Source organism: Brevibacillus sp. SYP-B805 (genome assembly GCF_011059135.1).
Taxonomy (GTDB): Bacteria; Bacillota; Bacilli; order Brevibacillales; family Brevibacillaceae; genus Brevibacillus_F.
Map to the genome: position 1 here is coordinate 144,705 of NZ_JAALGD010000006.1, position 15,165 is coordinate 159,869.

Here is a 15,165-nt window from a genome sequence, read left to right on the forward strand (position 1 = left end):
GGCAGCGTTTATCCGTAAAAATGGCGCAGGATGCGCGGCAGCGTCTCCTGCCAGTATTTCCAGGTATGGTCACCCGCAAAGGTTTCAAACCGCAGGGTGGCCCCTTTTTTGTGCAGCGCATCCCGCATGTTGCGGTTGGCTGCATAGAGATCGAGGATCCCGCGTGCGGTTTCCACGGCGGTTTCCTGTTCGCCCACCTCCAGATAAAGCGACAGCTGGTTAACCCCGTGGGCGTGCAGGACATAATCCACCTGCTCCGCATCAAACGCCCCCGACTGGGACGCCGCTGAGCCGAATGTATGCGGGTAGGTCAGCGCGGTAAACAGCGAGACGACCCCGCCGAGCGATTCGCCCAGCAAGGCGCGCGCCCCACCGAGGGGATGGGTGGAGTAATGGGTGTCCACATAGGAGACGACCTCTTCGGCGAGATACCGCTTGTACGCCTGGTGCTGGCTCCCGGCGGGATGGTACCGGCTTGCCCGCTCTTCCTTGTCGATGGGCAGAAAGACGGCGATCACGCCGGTAATCTCCCGCCTGCCGATCAGCTGATCCAGCAGCGTGGCCAAACGTCCCAGGGAGAGGTAGTCGTCCCCGTCCTGCACATACAGGACCGGGTAGGAATAGAGCAGGGAATAGCGGGGCGGTGTATAGATCAGCATACGCTCGCGGGTGCCCAGATGGCGGCTGGCAAGCAAGATTTCACGAACGGTCCCTTTCTCAGTCTCGACGGATGACAACGCGGGTTCCCTCCTCATGATCGGCGCATACGCCAGGGTATCTTCCCATATGGTTTTCATTATACAGGATCGCCAGTCGGAAGAGATAGTCAGGATGGCGGTCGCGGGAATTTTGGGGATGTTGCGAAAATTGCTCGAAATCTCCCCACGGTGTGGTACTATAGAAGCACACGTCTTCACCTACCTGTGGAAGGGGATGTATCAAACGATGAAGAAACAGGTGCACAGCCGCGAAGTGAAAAATGCCGCCCGCCAACGTCTCATCGAACGCGGGGTATCGGTTCAGGATATCGCTGAAATCGTTTATCTGATGCAATCGCCCTATCATCCCGATCTTCAGATGCAGCAGTGCATTGACAGCGTCGAAGCGGTACTGGAGAAACGTGAAATCCAGCATGCCATCCTGGTCGGCGTCGAGCTGGACGTGCTGGCGGAAAAAGGCCTGCTGTCCGAGCCGCTGCAATCGCTCGTCGCCTCCGATGAGGGATTGTTCGGCTGCGACGAAACCCTGGCACTCGGCTCGGTTTTCGGATACGGAAGCATCGCGGTCACCACGTTCGGCCATCTGGACAAGCAAAAGGTCGGCGTAATCAAACGCCTGGATACGAAATCAAGCGGCAAAGTACACACCTTCCTCGACGACCTCGTCTGCAGCATAGCCGCCAACGCCTCCAGCCGCATGGCACACCGCCTGCGCGACGAAGAAGAGGCATTGGCAGAGCATATGAAGCAGGCCGCCGAAGATGACTCTGCCGAACAAGCGGGTTGATCAGATGTGCCGTACCATGGAGGAAGACCATTCTCTGCGGGTTCGTTGGGGAATGGTCTTTGCCTGTTTGGGCTACAAACACATCAAGGCATGGTGAAGCCTAGTTGATGAATGAGGAACCATCTCCGTCTGCATATTATGGATATCTCGGACGATGGCAGTCGCAGGGGGAGCATCGGCATGATTTTCTTGATGCTGGTTGGTTCGCTCGTCGCGGGTGGCGCAGGGGTCTATCTTGTGATCAACAGCCCTGATGCGTAAAACAAGACGGTCCCCGGCAGAATCAGCACCCCAAAACCGCCATGCCCACTGAAACCAACAAGCTATGGGGAAGACAGGTTGTTGGAGGCGGAGCCATTTCCGTTTGCAAACTAAATGAAATTATGGATATTTCGCACGATGGCCGTTGCAGGGAAGCAGCGGCATGATTTTCGTGATGCTTGTTGGTTCGCTTGTCGTGGGTGGAGCAGGGATCAATCGGGTGATCTACAGCGTCGGTCGGTAAAATTGGATGGTTGCCGGCAGAATCAGCGCTCCCAAAACCGCATGCCCATCCAAGCTCCCGAACCCGCCATGCCCCTCCAAGCGGGTGCTGGCATGTTCAGGAAGAAAACGGCATTGGAAGGACTGCACCGATTGTTCGATTGTCATTGCGATGGCGGCGCTCTCCCGGATGGTGACCTGCTCCCGGATTGTGATTGCCATGGCCATTATCGTCACCCTGCGTTTCATGCCCTGCCATCGGTTGCACGCCCGCACGTTGTTTTGGAGAGGGAAAACTTTTCCGCTGTGCGCCCGATGCACGGGGATTTTTCTTGGTTTTGGGGGAGTGCTGATTCTGGCGGAAGTGGGGATATCATCATGCTGCGATCCATTCCCAGCGGCCGCTTGTCCTTCCGTACGTCCCGTATAGGTGGGCATTCTGTTGAATGTGCCGATGGTGCTGGACGGATATGCCCAGCGAAGGGGATGGAGAGTCAGCCATAACGGATTGCGGTTCATGACCGGCATCGCAAGCGGGTGGGGGCTGTCTGTTGTGGTGGTATCGGGCTCTGTACTGCTTGGGCAATGGTTGATGGCATGGAAATAAGCGCCGTGAAAAAATTTTTTATACGGATTTTGTGAAATTCTATATTTTCCCCTTGAAATCTGTCCGGAAATGGGTTATAGTAAGTTTTGTCACGCCGACCATGCATAGCAAGGGCCCTTAGCTCAGTTGGTCAGAGCGGTCGGCTCATAACCGATTGGTCGTAGGTTCGAGTCCTACAGGGCCCACCAATCAAAGCTGGTTAAGTGGCAAATTCACAACATGATCCGGTAGCTCAGTTGGGAGAGCACCATCTTGACAGGGTGGGGGTCGCTGGTTCGAACCCAGTCCGGATCACCATACCGTAAAAACCGCGATAGATCAACGTTTTCACCGATGGACTGTACGATGGACAATCCGATGACAAACCCCGCAGGGTGTTGCCCGTAGGTTTTGCAGGGTGTCGCAGGTGATTACGTTGAACCATCCGTTCCCCACACGCTCTCGTTCCGAAAAATATCGGAAGGGAGCGTTTTTAATTTGGACAAGCGTAAGGGCAGACGACAGAAGACCGAACGATTCTCGGTAACGTCAGATCATTCGTTGGATGCGTTATTCGAGCGGTTTTATCACGCGAAGGTAGCAGAGGGTAGAAAGGACCGGACACTAGACAGTTATCGGGAAAATTATGGCTTCTTCGTGAAGTACCTTGACTTACGAGGTTATGGTCACGATGTTAGGCTGGTAACTACAGACCTAATCCGCGATTATATTGTGTGGATGCTTAATGAGAAGGTGCGATTCGACGGTCACAAATTCAAATCGGAAGCGGAACAAACGGTTGGACTATCGGCGACTTCCGTGAACACACGGTTAAAAACACTCCGGACGTTTTTCCGATATTTAATAGAAGAAAACCTTATCGACGAGAACCCGTTCGACCAAGTCAAGCGTGTAGAGGAAGACAATAATGAAATCCAGATTATGACGATTGATCAATTGAAGAAGCTATTATCCGCACCAAATCAGCGTAGGTATAGCGGGTTCCGTGACTACGTGCTCATGAACGTGCTCCTTGACGGATTCTTGCGGATCAATGAGGCGCTTTCTTTAAAGAAAACGGATATTGACTTCGATCTTGGGATGGCGACGATTCGGGCGGAAGAATCAAAGAACAGGAAATCCCGCATGGCGCCGCTCAAGCGCCAGACTGTAAAACTGATACAAGAGTTAATCAAGGAGAACACCGACTTTGATTCGGATTATATTTTCCTCGCGAACTACGGCGAAAGGCTGAGAGACGGTCAGTTCCGTCATCGACTAAAGGAATACGCTCGACAGGTAGGTCTTCCTATTCGCGTTCATCCTCATCTTTTCCGGCACACCGCAGCAACGATGTTCCTGGAAGCGGGAGGAGACTTGCGTCATTTACAGTTAATACTCGGTCATTCCGATTTGAGAATGGTTATGCGATATACCCACTTATCAAAGGCATCGCTTAAAAACCAGCATGAACAATACTCCCCGTTGAATGAAGTTGTAGGCAAGCTGAACAAGGAACGGAAAATACTCAGGTAAAGTGTGAATAGTGTGGATATTACGGTTGATATGTGCATAACGCTCGTCCTTCGGGGCTGGCGTTATTTTTTTTTTGACCGAAAGTGTGCGAAAAGAAAATGGGGTGCGTCTTTAGTGAGTAGATACGAACAAAACCTGCGGGGAAGTTACGAAAATTTGAGATCAACCTGTGCGAAATAGATTTTCGTACGATTAATGGAGTAGAAGTGAAAAAAAATGTAAGAGGTGGTGTCCCAATTTCAAAATTTGTTGTGCGTATATAAGTGAACCCGTAAATTGTACCGGTTCGAACGGAGGTGATGCCGTAAATGTCCGAGGTAGAACAAAACCTCGTTTCCGTCGAAACACAGTCGGAATATTCCGTCACAACCGGCCGCCGCGAAACGCGTATCTTCGTCAAGATGTACGTCGAAGCCGCAAACTCCGGTTTGATCGCGGACATGGGCGCGGAACGATGGCAGACGCTTTGTGTACTGGCATCGTTCATGGACGCTAACGGTGATTGCTACCCGTCGCAGGAACATATCGCGGCAAGACTCGGCGTATCTCGGCAGGCGGCCGGAAAGCGGATCAAATCGCTACTCGCGTACAGATGGCGGGGGCGGCCGCTGGTGGTCGCGACGAAAGCGCGGGCTGACGGGACGCAGCGGTTTGAGAACACGCGGTATACGGTGCTTCCCGTTAGTCAACTCGCGATATTTGACGGGGAGGCGGGGTCCATGTCCGCTGGAGCCGACACGGCTCGACCCGTATATGGCTCTACTTGACACTAACTAGAACCATCTTTAAACAAGAACCATCTTTTAACTAGATAAAAGATAGCGCTCAGGATATTTCATATCCTTCGCGCCGTCACTATTAACTATTGAATGACCACTACGTAAGTGTAATTGAGGGCGCGAAGAATGGAGGTAGGTGGTATGACCGCGATTCAGATGGTACGAGTAACGCAGCTTAGGGAGCACGAATTGCAGGAAAAATTATCGCCCTGGATGTGCGAGGCGCGTTGGAGAAGTTGGTTTGATAACGTGGCACGCGACGGGATACTCTACCCGATTTATGCTCTCCCTGATGGACGCGTGTTCAACGGAAAGCACCGGTTTCGTGCCGCACGCGAACTTGGCCTCGCGGAGATTGCCGTTATTTATGAAGACCTAACGGACGAACAAGTAACTGCCCGGATTATCGCCGACAAGCTCGAACACGACACACTGACGATCGGGCAGCGGGTGTGTATCGAGATTAACCGGGCGGAGGCCGAGGGGTTGTTTGAGGAGGCAGAATTGCGAATGAAAGCGGGAATACCCACCGACCCTACGAACCCAGGTTCGGAGGGTAGGAAGGAGACACGAGAGATTATTGCTGCCAGACTAGGAATCTCTGTCAAACCCGTCCAACAGGCAATCACCATCAAACGCAAACGCCCCGACCTTTATCAACGCCTCTTCAACGGCTACGACGAAAACGGCAAGGAGGTGAAAATCGGCACCGTTTACGCGCAAATGAAACGCGACGAGGCGATTGCTAACGGTGAATCTACGCAAAAACCACGAGAAGACCTACGAAAGTTAGCGGAAGAAGCCGCGGAAATAGCGCAGAAACGCGCAGACACCGCGCCGCCAGTCGACGATTCCGAAAGTAGCTTGACTCCCGCGAACATTATCCGGCACAAGGTCAAGCACGAAATGCCCACGTTCGTTCGCCATCTCGCGTTTGATTACGAGTTACTCGATCAGTCCGACGACGAAACCGTTTCTGCATACATGGGCCAGGTGAAGTTGTTGGTCGAGTGCGGACTGCGGTTGTTAGAACGCTACGAGATGCGAGAAGCCGAGCGCGCAATATATGCCGCGTCACTACAGATGTTTGAGCACTCCAAATCGGAGGAAAGCATCAGAAAAGTCGAAATGATGGAGGAGGAATACGACGATGAGAAATAGGCTGAATGTTGGTAAAACGGTTTACAAACGCTACAAAGTACGGGTAGAAAGCGACAAACGGAAGTCTCAGGCATTAATCGCGGAGGAGCGCGCTGCCGACTTAGTGCTTCATTCGTCGTACGTGACCACCCCGATTTACGAAAGTGGCGTTGTTGGTAAGGGCGAGCATGCAAGATTGATTAAGTTATTTACGGCGAATCTTGCGGCCCAGGAGTACGCACATGCCATCGGGAAACTGTACGAGTTTGACTTGCGCAACGCACATAACCGGGCGGCGGCTGTTGTCGAGTACGCGCTGCGGAACTTCCCTGGTGTTCGTGCTCTTCTTCAACAAAAGGGAAAGAAAGATGTGGACCTTTACTTCGCGTTCAAGGACGCGTCCCTGACAGAAAGCGCGCTTTGTGCGTTTATCGCCGGTATAGACATGCGTGATGACACCCGAATCGCCACGGAAGTAGCGCTAGTACAACGGTTCAGCAGAGAAAATAAACGATTTGACGCGACAATGAAGGCGCTTGGTGTCGATGTTCGTGATCCACTGGCGATTAAGCAAGCGGGTGAGTTCGTAAATTTCCGTGATTATATCATCGAAGCGTGGAGAGATGTTCCGTACTTTCAGCGTAGAGAGCCGTTTATCACGGAACTAATCGACCAAGCGGATCGCGTCTCGTATGACGTTAGCGATGGATTGATTAAGCCGTCACTCCGAGAGAAGCATAAGGACGACAACGCGCTTGAGCTGAAACGTGCAGCTACCCGAGAGTTCTCTGAAGGTTTCATCGCGCACTTAATCAATACGTTAGGGTTGGATTTCCACAAGATTGCCGAAAAGGTTGAACGGTACGAGGCACTTCACTAACGAAAGGAGCCGATCCCAATGCGCATTCTCACCGGAACCTGGCGTCGCCTCACCCCGCGCACCAAATTGCGGCTACTCCACGCCTGGGCTTCGCAAACACATCGCCAGACGCGCTAGAACCGCCCTATAAGCCGCGTTTGCCTCGCGGGTATATTACGTGTACCCTCACGTAAACCAAACGCTCTACGCGGCGTATAGACGGTCTCAGACGATAACTATACGAGGAGGTAACGAAATGACCAACGGTAACCTAACGCTAGACGAACTGTACGCGGCTGCGAACGAAATGTGCCGTAAACATTGGGGCGTGGATTATACGGGCACGATTCGACTTATGCCCGGACGCTGGCGTCGTCGGATGGCATACTACGTGTGGTCGGACAGGACGGGGCTCCGTGAGATACGCTTCAACTCGTACATGAACAAACAGTTATCGCGTGAACAAGTTCTCGGTAACCTTCTGCACGAACTAGTCCACTGGCGGCTGCATTCGCTCGGTATTCCGAGTAGCGATTGCGACCCGGAGTTTGTTCGTGAATGCATCCATGTGGGCGCCCCGTTAAGTCAGTCGAAGGCGGCGCAACATGCCGCGAAACTTTACGGAGGTGTTGCGAAATGACAACGAAACCGCCGATCATCTGCGGTCGCCCTTACGTTCTGTTTGATCCGGAACAGACGGCGGAGATAAAGCGGGTGGAGCGGAGAGACGATTTGCGTTTACGGATTTTGAACGGGATTAACGAGTCTCTTGCGGCAATTGACGAATATGTTGCGGAATTTTCATCAACGCCGGGATTACAGAATACCATCGAACTTGCCGCGCGGAAACTTCTTCACGTATCCGGCACAGTATTTTACGAAGATTTAGACGCGTATTACGAAGATGACGAATTGAAAACGGTAGAATGGCGTGGGGAGGTTGAGACGATATGACGCGAGAAGATCGGCCGACGCCGGAGGTGATCGCCGCGATCCGCGAGCGCGCCGAGAGGGCAACGCCGGGGCCGTGGCGGTGGAGTAATGCGAAGGTATTAAACGGTAAGTACGATTTCGTTCCGCAGGGGTCATATCTCGCAGACACGCTAATAATGTTCGGGGATACCTACGAAAACGGCGAACACGACGCTGAATTCATCGCCCACGCCCGCACGGACATTCCGCGATTGCTTGACGCGTTGGAGGCGGCGTATGAACGCGAGCGCAAGTTGATCGATGCGTTGCGTTGGTATGCGAAAACGGACAACTGGACCGAAGGGCGTTTGACGCGAATTGAGTATCCCGAAATAGTAGTTTCGGTCGCAGAAGAAGATGGCGGCCAACGCGCCAGCGCTACGTTAAAAGAACTCGGAATCGAAAAAGGATGGTGATGTGCAATGACCACGGACAAAATCACGGAATACCTCGAACAAATGGCGGTCAAACTCGGGGTCGCGGCGGAACACGTTTATGGCGTGCTCGTGCGGCAGCAGTTAGCGGAAGGGGTCGTTGCGATCTTGGTGGCTTTTGTATTCGCCGCTCTAGCGATTTGGCTGATCCGATTGGCATTTCGCTATTTTGACGAATGGGATGATCTTCGAATAGTTGTTCTGGCAGTTATTGTAGTTTGCTTCGGTACCGTACTTACCGCAGGTGGCTCGGGGATTCTTCACGTGGTCAACCCCGAATACTACGCGATCCGCGAAATCATGGAAACGATCAGAGGTGTCGTGAAATGACCGATTTCATGCTCGATTGTCCCAAAAGTGGTGAACCCTGTTATTGTACGAAAGAATGTTCGGCGATAGCGTCTCGTCGCATTGATAAGCGTGATCTCCTTCACGATTTATCAATATGCAACGCGGCAACTCCGGGTCCTCTCAATACAGATGGATACGAAGTGTTTACGGAGTATGTAGATACGACGTTGGACGATGCGTTAATTGCGCGTTTTAAGTCCGATGATGACGCAATCTTTTTCGCCGAAGCCCGCACCGGATGGCCTCACGCGATTGAGAGGGCTCTGAAAGCCGAGAATGAACGGGATCTCGCGTTTAATATGTACGTGGTGGCTGACGAGAACTGCAAGCGCTTGGAGTCGGAAGTCGATCGGTTGCGCGGGGTTCTCGAATACTTTGCGGTCAGCCCGATATTTCGCTTCGTGGAATCCCCGCATTCCTTGCGTCAAATGGCGCAAATGGCGTTGAGAAAGGAGGCAACCGCCGATGACCAATGAGAACACGCAGTATTGGAAGCGTGTAGTCGCGTATTTCGACCGCGTGGAGAAAGGCGAGGAGCGTCCGACTTATGACGAATTGGTCCGGCGCGCAAAGAGAACCGCACGGCACGGTCAAGCGGCGAACGACCGCGTGGCCGAGTTGGAAGCGGAGAACTCGCGGTTGCAATCGGAAATTCAAACGATAACGCACGTCATTTACTCGGAGGATGCCGAGAAAGAACGGTTGCGTGCGGAAATTTATAGGCTTCACGCCATCATCGAAAAGGGGGCGAGAAAGGGTGCCGAAAGCTAAACGTAACCTCCCGCCCGCCAAAGCGTGGCGCGAACGGGAGGTGGCGGACTGGAACACGACGACCTTCTGCGCGTACCTGTCCGACCGCCACGCGGAACTCTACGGCATCCCGTACGTGCCGGGCCGGGGCGGTTGGCGGGCCGAGCAAGGCATGATTAAACGGGAGATCACCGAGCACGGTCCGGAAGTGGTCAAACGGTTTATTGACGAGTGTTTCCGCGAGTATAAGCCAAAGCGCGAGTATCCCGGTCTTAACTTCACGTTCATGTACACGTATATGAGGGCGCGGGTGCTGCCGAAAGTGCTGGCGGAGGCGCGTGTGAATCGGGGCGACGATGTAAGGCATGAGATGACGGCGGAAGAATTGGCTGATTGGCTATAGAACGAAAGGAGCGATAAGAATGCGTGAAATCAAGTTTCGGGCGTGGGACGAGGAAAAGAAACGAATGTTTGATGGTGACGCAATCGAAGAACATGACCTGATCACTGGACTGTCTTACGGGAAGCTGTTTGTCGCTACAGAAGACCCGGACTGGCGCGAGATGACGGTCATGCAATTCACCGGCCTCCACGACAAGAACGGTCGGGAGATTTATGAGGGGGATCTTGTAAGGAATCATCGAAGGGTCTCCGTCTACGGTGATGAGATATTAAAGGTGATATATCAAGAAGCAGTAATTACTGAATCACCAGACGGCGTTCGTTGGACCTCAGAGAAGCCAGGATTTCGATTTATACGGATAGGTAAAGGGATGATAACTGCTTTTGTTCCTCATGAAGATTTAGAAGTCATCGGCAACATCTACGAGAACCCGGAGCTGCTTCAATCCGAAAAGCGCGTGTGATTTTCCCTTTCTGATGTACATTACCTTTCGGAGGTGATCGCGCTTGACGCAAAGCACTAACGCAAGTGCATGTATCCTTCGCGGCCCGTGTAAAACAGCGGATGACCCTGCGATATGCACCCGCCTTTGCCCGCACTTCATCGCCCTCCACGGGGCGTCCGGCGCAGGTGGTAGAGTGAGTGCCGCGAACATCCCGTCCGACTACCGCCATGTAACGGTAGCCACCTCGGTCGCGCGCCGGGATCAAGCGGCAGCCTACGCGATCGTGGACCGGTATATCGCGACGTTCGACCGCCAGTTTGAACCGGACGCGGGCGGACCAGAAGCCGCCGACAGGCGGATTAAGTCGCTATACCTCTATTCGCGCGAGCCTGGTACCGGCAAGACGACGACGGCCGCCGCGATTGCCAACACGTATCTCATCGCGCACTATATCGGCAGATTAAAGCGCGATAGGCAGCCGCTGCAGCGGCCGGTATACTTCCTCGATGTAAACGAGTGGCAGACGTTGTTCAACGCGTTCAATCGGCCGAGGGTCCCGGACCATATCGCGGAGCCAGCGAGTGATGCGTATTACCGCTCGATGGAACACGCTAAGGCCGCGCCGTTTCTCGTGATGGACGATATAGGCGTCCGGGACGCGACCGATGCGTTTCGCGGGGACTTACACGCGATAATCAACCATCGGGTGACGAATCGGTTGCCGACCGTTTATACCTCGAACGTGCCAATCGATGAGCTCGCGCAAGTGTTTGACGCGCGGCTGGCGGATCGGGTGCGGGACCAATGCGCGGTCGTGACGTTTAAAGGCGAATCGAAAAGAGGGGTTCGAAAATGACCGAACAGCAGATCATTGAAACGCTGGCAACGAAGGTGATGGGGTGGGAGAAACGGGACTTGCAAGAGCTGGACTATTGGTATCACGACGGGAAAGTCATCTGTCGTAGAGGGAACTGGAACCCACTCCAAAACAAAGCCGATGCGTGGATGATTGTGAAAAAGCTGGAACAAGAATTTGATGCTGTTTGCTTGATGAAAGAAGGGGAAGAGTGGCGATTTTATGTCGGTAGGTACGATGCTGATGAGTATGAAGCGACAGCACCAACTGCCCAAGAAGCCATCTGCAACGTTGCGATAAAGGCGGTGGAGGCTACCGAATGATACGCGCCATCCTACTACATTACCACGGCTGGCGCATGAGACGCGCCGTTCGCAAGCAAGTCCGGGCCGAAAAGGAGTTCACGCGCCACTGGATCGAGTGGCACGCGCTGCGCCGTTCGCTTTAATTAAACGGAAAACTTGTCAAGCACTTTTTTCACAAAAATCACCACACTAGACACAATTAAACCGAATCCAACGGAAAAAGACAGAATGTAACGGAATAGAAAAACGAGTTTAGTAAAAATGAAAGGAAAACCCCGTGTTATGATGGAGGTGGCCGGATGGAGCCGCGCTTCAAGATCGGCGACCGTGTTACCGTCAAAGGCTACGGTAATCGTGTATACGAAGTCCTCGGGTACACGGTCAGTGAATATACGGACGCGTCCGGAACGATAACCGAATTGTATTACGATGTGGGACCAGTAGACATTATCGGAGTGTTCGAGGTGATCGAAGCCGCCGAAGAGGACATGACGCTCGTTGGGCCGCCCGATCTAAGTGCCGTGTACTTCTTTCCCGAGAAGCCGATCGATTACGTTATTACGTTTACGTTTGCGCCGGAATCGATCATCTCCGATGCGGACAGGCGAGAGGCGTATATAAACGGAAACGATACGCGAAATGTACGCAGAGACTACGCGAACATGACGCCCGAGGAGCTCATCGAAATGTACGCCGATTACATGGCGCTGGACCGCGCGTTTGGTGGCCGGGTGTACAAACGGAGGGCGGACGCGATCATGGCGGAATTACACAAACGGAAGGAGGCGAAATAAACGATGGCATACGGCGAACAGTTACTCTCGAAAATTATTGACGTGAATGACCCTGCCGCCCTTATCCGGTTCGATATCCGCGAGGAACATTTCGGGACCGAGGCCGAGCGCTCCGCTTACCGGTTTATCCGCGAGTATGCGGAGGTGAACGGTGGGCGCGCTCCGGACTATCGGACGGTCGTCGCGGAAGTCAAGGGGTTCACGTACATGCCGGAAGTGGGCGATAGCGTCGAGTACCTGGCGCGGAAGGTGAAGGAGGGCGCGGGTAAACGGCAGCTTCACGAGTTCCTGACGAGCCATGAGTTCGGGAAGAAGTTCACGGAAATGTCCCCGGAAGAGTTTTCGGACTGGTTGATTTCGGAAGTCCAAAGCGTTAAAATGAGAACAAGTGTTCGTAATCGAGTGGGAACGGACATCAAGCGGGACACGGATGCGTTTCTTGACGAATATCGCAAACGCAAGGAAGGACGTTCGTTCAAGATTTGGCGCTCGAAATTTCCGACAATCAACCGCGAAATAGGCGGGTACCTTTCCGGCAACATGTATACGTGGTACGGTCGATCTGGCCGCGGCAAGTCCGTATTCACGATGGAGGAGGCGATAGAGTCCGCGTTCCAGGGCGCAACCGTTCTCGTGTGGGCGATGGAGATGTCGTGGTTCGAATGGCTGGCGCGTGCTTACTCGTCAGTATCTGCTCGACTCGGTAAGTGCATCGCGAAGATCGACGGAGTGGACTACGAAGCCGGTTTCGAGAACCGGGCGTTGCTGACCGGGAAGCTGCCGGAAGAGTTCGAGAAAGGCTTCGAAGAATTTCTTGCGGAGTTAAACGAGATGATTCCGGGAAACATCGTTCTGCGTGCGGCCGATCATCCGGATTTCACCTCGCGGCGAGTACGCGACCTAGAAGCGGATATTCTCGCGACGAAGGCAGACATCGTCGTGATCGACCCGTACTATTACATGCACTACGAGAAGAACACGTCGAAAACAGCGGGCGGTGATGCGGCAGCAACGTCGATGAAATTACGTGCGCTGGCCGGGAGGACGCAGACGGTCATTCACGGCATCACGCAAGCGGATGAAGTTCGCGATGATAAAGACGACGAAGGAAACCGGGAATTGCGGCCACCGACTCGCGCAGAACTAAAGAAAAGCAAACAGTTCCTGGAGGATTCCGCGCTCACGCTCGGCATCGACACGCTGGATGGTATCGGTGTTATCCAGTTGAACAAAGGGCGAAACGGCGGCGAGGGAATACGAGTCGAAGTATTATACCTACCAAACTATGGGATTGTTCGCGAGATAGAAACGGGGGAGGAAGCGGCAAAACAATTCGTTAGCATTTTTTGATATTAACCACTTGCGTTCCTAATTGGGAACAGTTACAATGTAGACAAAGTTCCTTATTAGAAACTATGGTGAGGTAATGAAGATGTACAAGGATTGTATTGAAGAAGTGCTAACTGCGGCAGAGGTAGACAGGAAGTGGGGAAAATCACATGGTACCACTAAGGTGTACTGTCAACGCGGCATCTTCACCGATAAAGAGGCCCGTAAATCCGGCGGTACATGGCTTGTCACCTATAGCGGCGCGGTTAGAGTCTTCGGCAACCCACCGGAAAGGGGTGACGAATCTGAAAATTGATGTCCGTGCCGAACTCGAATCCTTCCCGTGGAAACGAGCCACATGGACACCCGACAAGTTAACCGCGGCCTCCCCGTTTCGCTACGACGGCACGCCGTCCTTCTACGTATGGCTCGCGAACAATCCCGTAACCGGCGCGCGTGCTGGCGATTGGGGCGACTACGGCGCGACCGATCCCGAGTACCGACGCGGTGGCATCGTGAAGCTCCTCGCGTTCCTGCGTAACGAAACCGAGGAGGAAACGGAGGAGTATCTACGATGGAAGTACGGGGAGGCAACGGGAGACGCCGAGAACCTAACGTTAGACCTATCGGGAGTCCTCCGATTGCCTGAGCGGAGGCAGCCGTTGGACCCACGAATACTAAACGCATGGGACTGCGAACATCCATACTTGTGCCTACGCGGAATAAGTCCGGAGGTACAGAAGGAAATGCGGGTCGGATACGATATAAAAAGAAAGGCGATAACGATTCCGTGGTTCCTTCCGGACGGTTCACTTGGCAACGTCAAGTTCCGTCGCGTCGATTCTAAAGCGTTCTGGTACGTCAAAGGAGGCTGGCCCATTCGCGAGCTCGTTTACGGAATAGACGCAATCTACCGAAAACGAGCGAAGGTGGCCGTCCTGGTTGAAGCGGAAATTGACGCGATGTACGTCATGACCGCGGGTTTCCCGGCGGTTGCGGTCGGGGGGGCGTTATTCAGCGAGGAGAAGGCGGAGGTCATCCGGAGGAGTCCGATCGAACGGCTGCTCATCGCGACGGACAACGATGAGGCAGGAAAGAAGTTGCGAGAGCAGGTAATCGAGAAGATGACGGGATACTGCGAGTTGCTGTCGGTGGAGTTTCCGGAGACGTATAAGGACGTCAACGAGATCACGGACTTGGACGAGTTGCGTGGGTACATAGAAAGAGCTGCTCCTGTCAATTGGTACAAGTTTCCTCTTTTGTCGCAACAAGTCGACAAGTCTCGCGGGACAGATTCGACAAAGATTTGCTAAAATAAGCCATACGATGTACCCAAATTTGGGGTACAATAAGCCCGGAGTAGAACGAAGTCTACTCGTTCATGTCCCTGTCTTCTTCCGCCCTCGGAACCCATTCCCACTCCCACAGATCGTCGATGTGGCAGCTACAAAATTCGGCGATATCCTTCTGTGTGTTTAAGGGGATAGGGCGTCGATTGTTCGCCCAGTCACTGACGCGTTGCCTAGATACGCGTAGCCACTTTGCCAAAGCAGCCTGCGTCTTTTTCGCTTCTTTGAGGCGGCGCTTCAACAGGGACTTCCGGGCTACAAACGGCATCGGAAGTACCCCCGTGTTAG

The 15,165-nt window shown here is 53.4% G+C and carries 21 protein-coding genes, 2 tRNA genes and 1 pseudogene; 21 read left to right on the forward strand and 3 right to left on the reverse strand.

Translation table 11 applies throughout. The features are described 5' to 3' along the window. Positions 1-8: 8 nt before the first annotated feature. Positions 9-737: an alpha/beta hydrolase gene (locus tag G3578_RS09710; RefSeq protein ID WP_241254548.1), complete on the reverse strand. Its 729-nt coding sequence runs from the start codon at positions 735-737 to the stop codon at positions 9-11. Positions 738-945: 208 nt separating this feature from the next. Here G3578_RS09710 and G3578_RS09715 point away from each other — a divergent pair, with 208 nt between their 5' ends. Further along, the gene (locus G3578_RS09715; RefSeq protein WP_165212057.1) at positions 946-1,506 is read left to right on the forward strand and encodes a phosphatidylglycerophosphatase A family protein; all 561 of its coding nucleotides are present in this window, start codon (positions 946-948) and stop codon (positions 1,504-1,506) included. Positions 1,507-1,992: 486 nt separating this feature from the next. Here G3578_RS09715 and G3578_RS09720 read toward each other — a convergent pair whose 3' ends face one another. Continuing rightward, complete coding sequence (locus G3578_RS09720) at positions 1,993-2,211, reverse strand: hypothetical protein (RefSeq protein ID WP_165212060.1); 219 nt, start codon at positions 2,209-2,211, stop codon at positions 1,993-1,995. 25 nt (positions 2,212-2,236) lie between these two features. Between G3578_RS09720 and G3578_RS20895 the strand changes: the two are divergent. The 20 genes and pseudogenes from G3578_RS20895 (at position 2,237) to G3578_RS09820 (ending at position 14,841) form a co-directional block, all read left to right on the forward strand. Next, positions 2,237-2,596: pseudogene (locus G3578_RS20895) on the forward strand (DUF2085 domain-containing protein). Positions 2,597-2,707: 111 nt separating this feature from the next. Further along, positions 2,708-2,784: transfer RNA gene (locus G3578_RS09735), tRNA-Ile, on the forward strand. A gap of 33 nt (positions 2,785-2,817) precedes the next feature. Then, a tRNA-Val gene (locus G3578_RS09740) sits at positions 2,818-2,893 on the forward strand. Between the two features lie 180 nt (positions 2,894-3,073). Next, positions 3,074-4,111: a tyrosine-type recombinase/integrase gene (locus tag G3578_RS09745; RefSeq protein ID WP_165212069.1), complete on the forward strand. Its 1,038-nt coding sequence runs from the start codon at positions 3,074-3,076 to the stop codon at positions 4,109-4,111. Between the two features lie 308 nt (positions 4,112-4,419). Further along, complete coding sequence (locus tag G3578_RS09750; protein ID WP_165212072.1) at positions 4,420-4,878, forward strand: helix-turn-helix domain-containing protein; 459 nt, start codon at positions 4,420-4,422, stop codon at positions 4,876-4,878. 153 nt (positions 4,879-5,031) lie between these two features. Then, a complete protein-coding gene (locus tag G3578_RS09755; RefSeq protein WP_165212075.1) occupies positions 5,032-6,051 on the forward strand; it encodes a ParB N-terminal domain-containing protein in 1,020 nt (339 codons plus the stop codon). Further along, positions 6,041-6,910, forward strand: coding sequence for a hypothetical protein (locus tag G3578_RS09760; protein WP_165212078.1), 870 nt, complete (start codon positions 6,041-6,043; stop codon positions 6,908-6,910). Before G3578_RS09755 ends, G3578_RS09760 begins: the two co-directional genes overlap by 11 nt. A gap of 615 nt (positions 6,911-7,525) precedes the next feature. Beyond that, positions 7,526-7,843: a hypothetical protein gene (locus G3578_RS09765; protein WP_165212080.1), complete on the forward strand. Its 318-nt coding sequence runs from the start codon at positions 7,526-7,528 to the stop codon at positions 7,841-7,843. Beyond that, positions 7,840-8,277 (forward strand): ead/Ea22-like family protein, encoded by a 438-nt coding sequence (locus tag G3578_RS09770; RefSeq protein WP_165212083.1) that lies wholly within the window; start codon positions 7,840-7,842, stop codon positions 8,275-8,277. Before G3578_RS09765 ends, G3578_RS09770 begins: the two co-directional genes overlap by 4 nt. Before the next feature lie 6 nt (positions 8,278-8,283). After that, positions 8,284-8,625 carry a hypothetical protein gene (locus G3578_RS09775; protein ID WP_165212086.1) on the forward strand — a complete coding sequence of 114 codons (342 nt, stop codon included), beginning with the start codon at positions 8,284-8,286 and terminating at the stop codon, positions 8,623-8,625. Further along, complete coding sequence (locus tag G3578_RS09780; RefSeq protein ID WP_165212089.1) at positions 8,622-9,122, forward strand: hypothetical protein; 501 nt, start codon at positions 8,622-8,624, stop codon at positions 9,120-9,122. The genes G3578_RS09775 and G3578_RS09780 overlap by 4 nt, the downstream gene beginning before the upstream one ends. After that, positions 9,112-9,417 carry a hypothetical protein gene (locus G3578_RS09785; protein ID WP_165212092.1) on the forward strand — a complete coding sequence of 102 codons (306 nt, stop codon included), beginning with the start codon at positions 9,112-9,114 and terminating at the stop codon, positions 9,415-9,417. The genes G3578_RS09780 and G3578_RS09785 overlap by 11 nt, the downstream gene beginning before the upstream one ends. Next, positions 9,404-9,799 carry a hypothetical protein gene (locus G3578_RS09790; RefSeq protein ID WP_165212095.1) on the forward strand — a complete coding sequence of 132 codons (396 nt, stop codon included), beginning with the start codon at positions 9,404-9,406 and terminating at the stop codon, positions 9,797-9,799. The genes G3578_RS09785 and G3578_RS09790 overlap by 14 nt, the downstream gene beginning before the upstream one ends. A 19-nt stretch (positions 9,800-9,818) precedes the next feature. Next, positions 9,819-10,262, forward strand: a complete 444-nt coding sequence (locus G3578_RS09795) for a YopX family protein (RefSeq protein WP_165212098.1) — start codon at positions 9,819-9,821, stop codon at positions 10,260-10,262. A gap of 43 nt (positions 10,263-10,305) precedes the next feature. Beyond that, positions 10,306-11,100 carry an ATP-binding protein gene (locus tag G3578_RS09800; protein ID WP_206529602.1) on the forward strand — a complete coding sequence of 265 codons (795 nt, stop codon included), beginning with the start codon at positions 10,306-10,308 and terminating at the stop codon, positions 11,098-11,100. After that, on the forward strand, positions 11,097-11,423 hold the full coding sequence (locus G3578_RS09805; RefSeq protein ID WP_165212100.1) for a BC1872 family protein: 327 nt from the start codon (positions 11,097-11,099) through the stop codon (positions 11,421-11,423). Before G3578_RS09800 ends, G3578_RS09805 begins: the two co-directional genes overlap by 4 nt. A gap of 281 nt (positions 11,424-11,704) precedes the next feature. Then, on the forward strand, positions 11,705-12,199 hold the full coding sequence (locus G3578_RS09810; RefSeq protein WP_165212102.1) for a hypothetical protein: 495 nt from the start codon (positions 11,705-11,707) through the stop codon (positions 12,197-12,199). Positions 12,200-12,202: 3 nt separating this feature from the next. Then, the gene (locus G3578_RS09815) at positions 12,203-13,549 is read left to right on the forward strand and encodes an AAA family ATPase (RefSeq protein ID WP_165212104.1); all 1,347 of its coding nucleotides are present in this window, start codon (positions 12,203-12,205) and stop codon (positions 13,547-13,549) included. An 82-nt stretch (positions 13,550-13,631) separates the two neighbouring features. Beyond that, entirely contained in the window at positions 13,632-13,844 is a 213-nt protein-coding gene (locus tag G3578_RS21370) for a helix-turn-helix domain-containing protein (protein ID WP_481752735.1), read from the forward strand. Beyond that, positions 13,825-14,841, forward strand: coding sequence for a toprim domain-containing protein (locus G3578_RS09820; RefSeq protein ID WP_481752736.1), 1,017 nt, complete (start codon positions 13,825-13,827; stop codon positions 14,839-14,841). The genes G3578_RS21370 and G3578_RS09820 overlap by 20 nt, the downstream gene beginning before the upstream one ends. A gap of 58 nt (positions 14,842-14,899) precedes the next feature. Here G3578_RS09820 and G3578_RS21375 read toward each other — a convergent pair whose 3' ends face one another. After that, positions 14,900-15,145, reverse strand: a complete 246-nt coding sequence (locus tag G3578_RS21375) for a helix-turn-helix domain-containing protein (RefSeq protein ID WP_165212108.1) — start codon at positions 15,143-15,145, stop codon at positions 14,900-14,902. Positions 15,146-15,165 lie beyond the last annotated feature (20 nt).

Excerpts from the sequence above, each read along its gene's own strand:
- G3578_RS09715 (WP_165212057.1), top strand. The coding sequence starts at position 946 with ATGAAGAAACAGGTGCACAGCCGCGAAGTGAAAAATGCCGCCCGCCAA.
- G3578_RS09720 (WP_165212060.1), bottom strand. The coding sequence starts at position 2,211 with ATGGCAATCACAATCCGGGAGCAGGTCACCATCCGGGAGAGCGCCGCC.
- G3578_RS09750 (WP_165212072.1), top strand. The coding sequence starts at position 4,420 with ATGTCCGAGGTAGAACAAAACCTCGTTTCCGTCGAAACACAGTCGGAA.
- G3578_RS09755 (WP_165212075.1), top strand. The coding sequence starts at position 5,032 with ATGACCGCGATTCAGATGGTACGAGTAACGCAGCTTAGGGAGCACGAA.
- G3578_RS09760 (WP_165212078.1), top strand. The coding sequence starts at position 6,041 with ATGAGAAATAGGCTGAATGTTGGTAAAACGGTTTACAAACGCTACAAA.
- G3578_RS09765 (WP_165212080.1), top strand. The coding sequence starts at position 7,526 with ATGACAACGAAACCGCCGATCATCTGCGGTCGCCCTTACGTTCTGTTT.
- G3578_RS09770 (WP_165212083.1), top strand. The coding sequence starts at position 7,840 with ATGACGCGAGAAGATCGGCCGACGCCGGAGGTGATCGCCGCGATCCGC.
- G3578_RS09775 (WP_165212086.1), top strand. The coding sequence starts at position 8,284 with ATGACCACGGACAAAATCACGGAATACCTCGAACAAATGGCGGTCAAA.
- G3578_RS09780 (WP_165212089.1), top strand. The coding sequence starts at position 8,622 with ATGACCGATTTCATGCTCGATTGTCCCAAAAGTGGTGAACCCTGTTAT.
- G3578_RS09785 (WP_165212092.1), top strand. The coding sequence starts at position 9,112 with ATGACCAATGAGAACACGCAGTATTGGAAGCGTGTAGTCGCGTATTTC.
- G3578_RS09795 (WP_165212098.1), top strand. The coding sequence starts at position 9,819 with ATGCGTGAAATCAAGTTTCGGGCGTGGGACGAGGAAAAGAAACGAATG.
- G3578_RS09805 (WP_165212100.1), top strand. The coding sequence starts at position 11,097 with ATGACCGAACAGCAGATCATTGAAACGCTGGCAACGAAGGTGATGGGG.
- G3578_RS09810 (WP_165212102.1), top strand. The coding sequence starts at position 11,705 with ATGGAGCCGCGCTTCAAGATCGGCGACCGTGTTACCGTCAAAGGCTAC.
- G3578_RS09815 (WP_165212104.1), top strand. The coding sequence starts at position 12,203 with ATGGCATACGGCGAACAGTTACTCTCGAAAATTATTGACGTGAATGAC.
- G3578_RS21370 (WP_481752735.1), top strand. The coding sequence starts at position 13,632 with ATGTACAAGGATTGTATTGAAGAAGTGCTAACTGCGGCAGAGGTAGAC.
- G3578_RS21375 (WP_165212108.1), bottom strand. The coding sequence starts at position 15,145 with ATGCCGTTTGTAGCCCGGAAGTCCCTGTTGAAGCGCCGCCTCAAAGAA.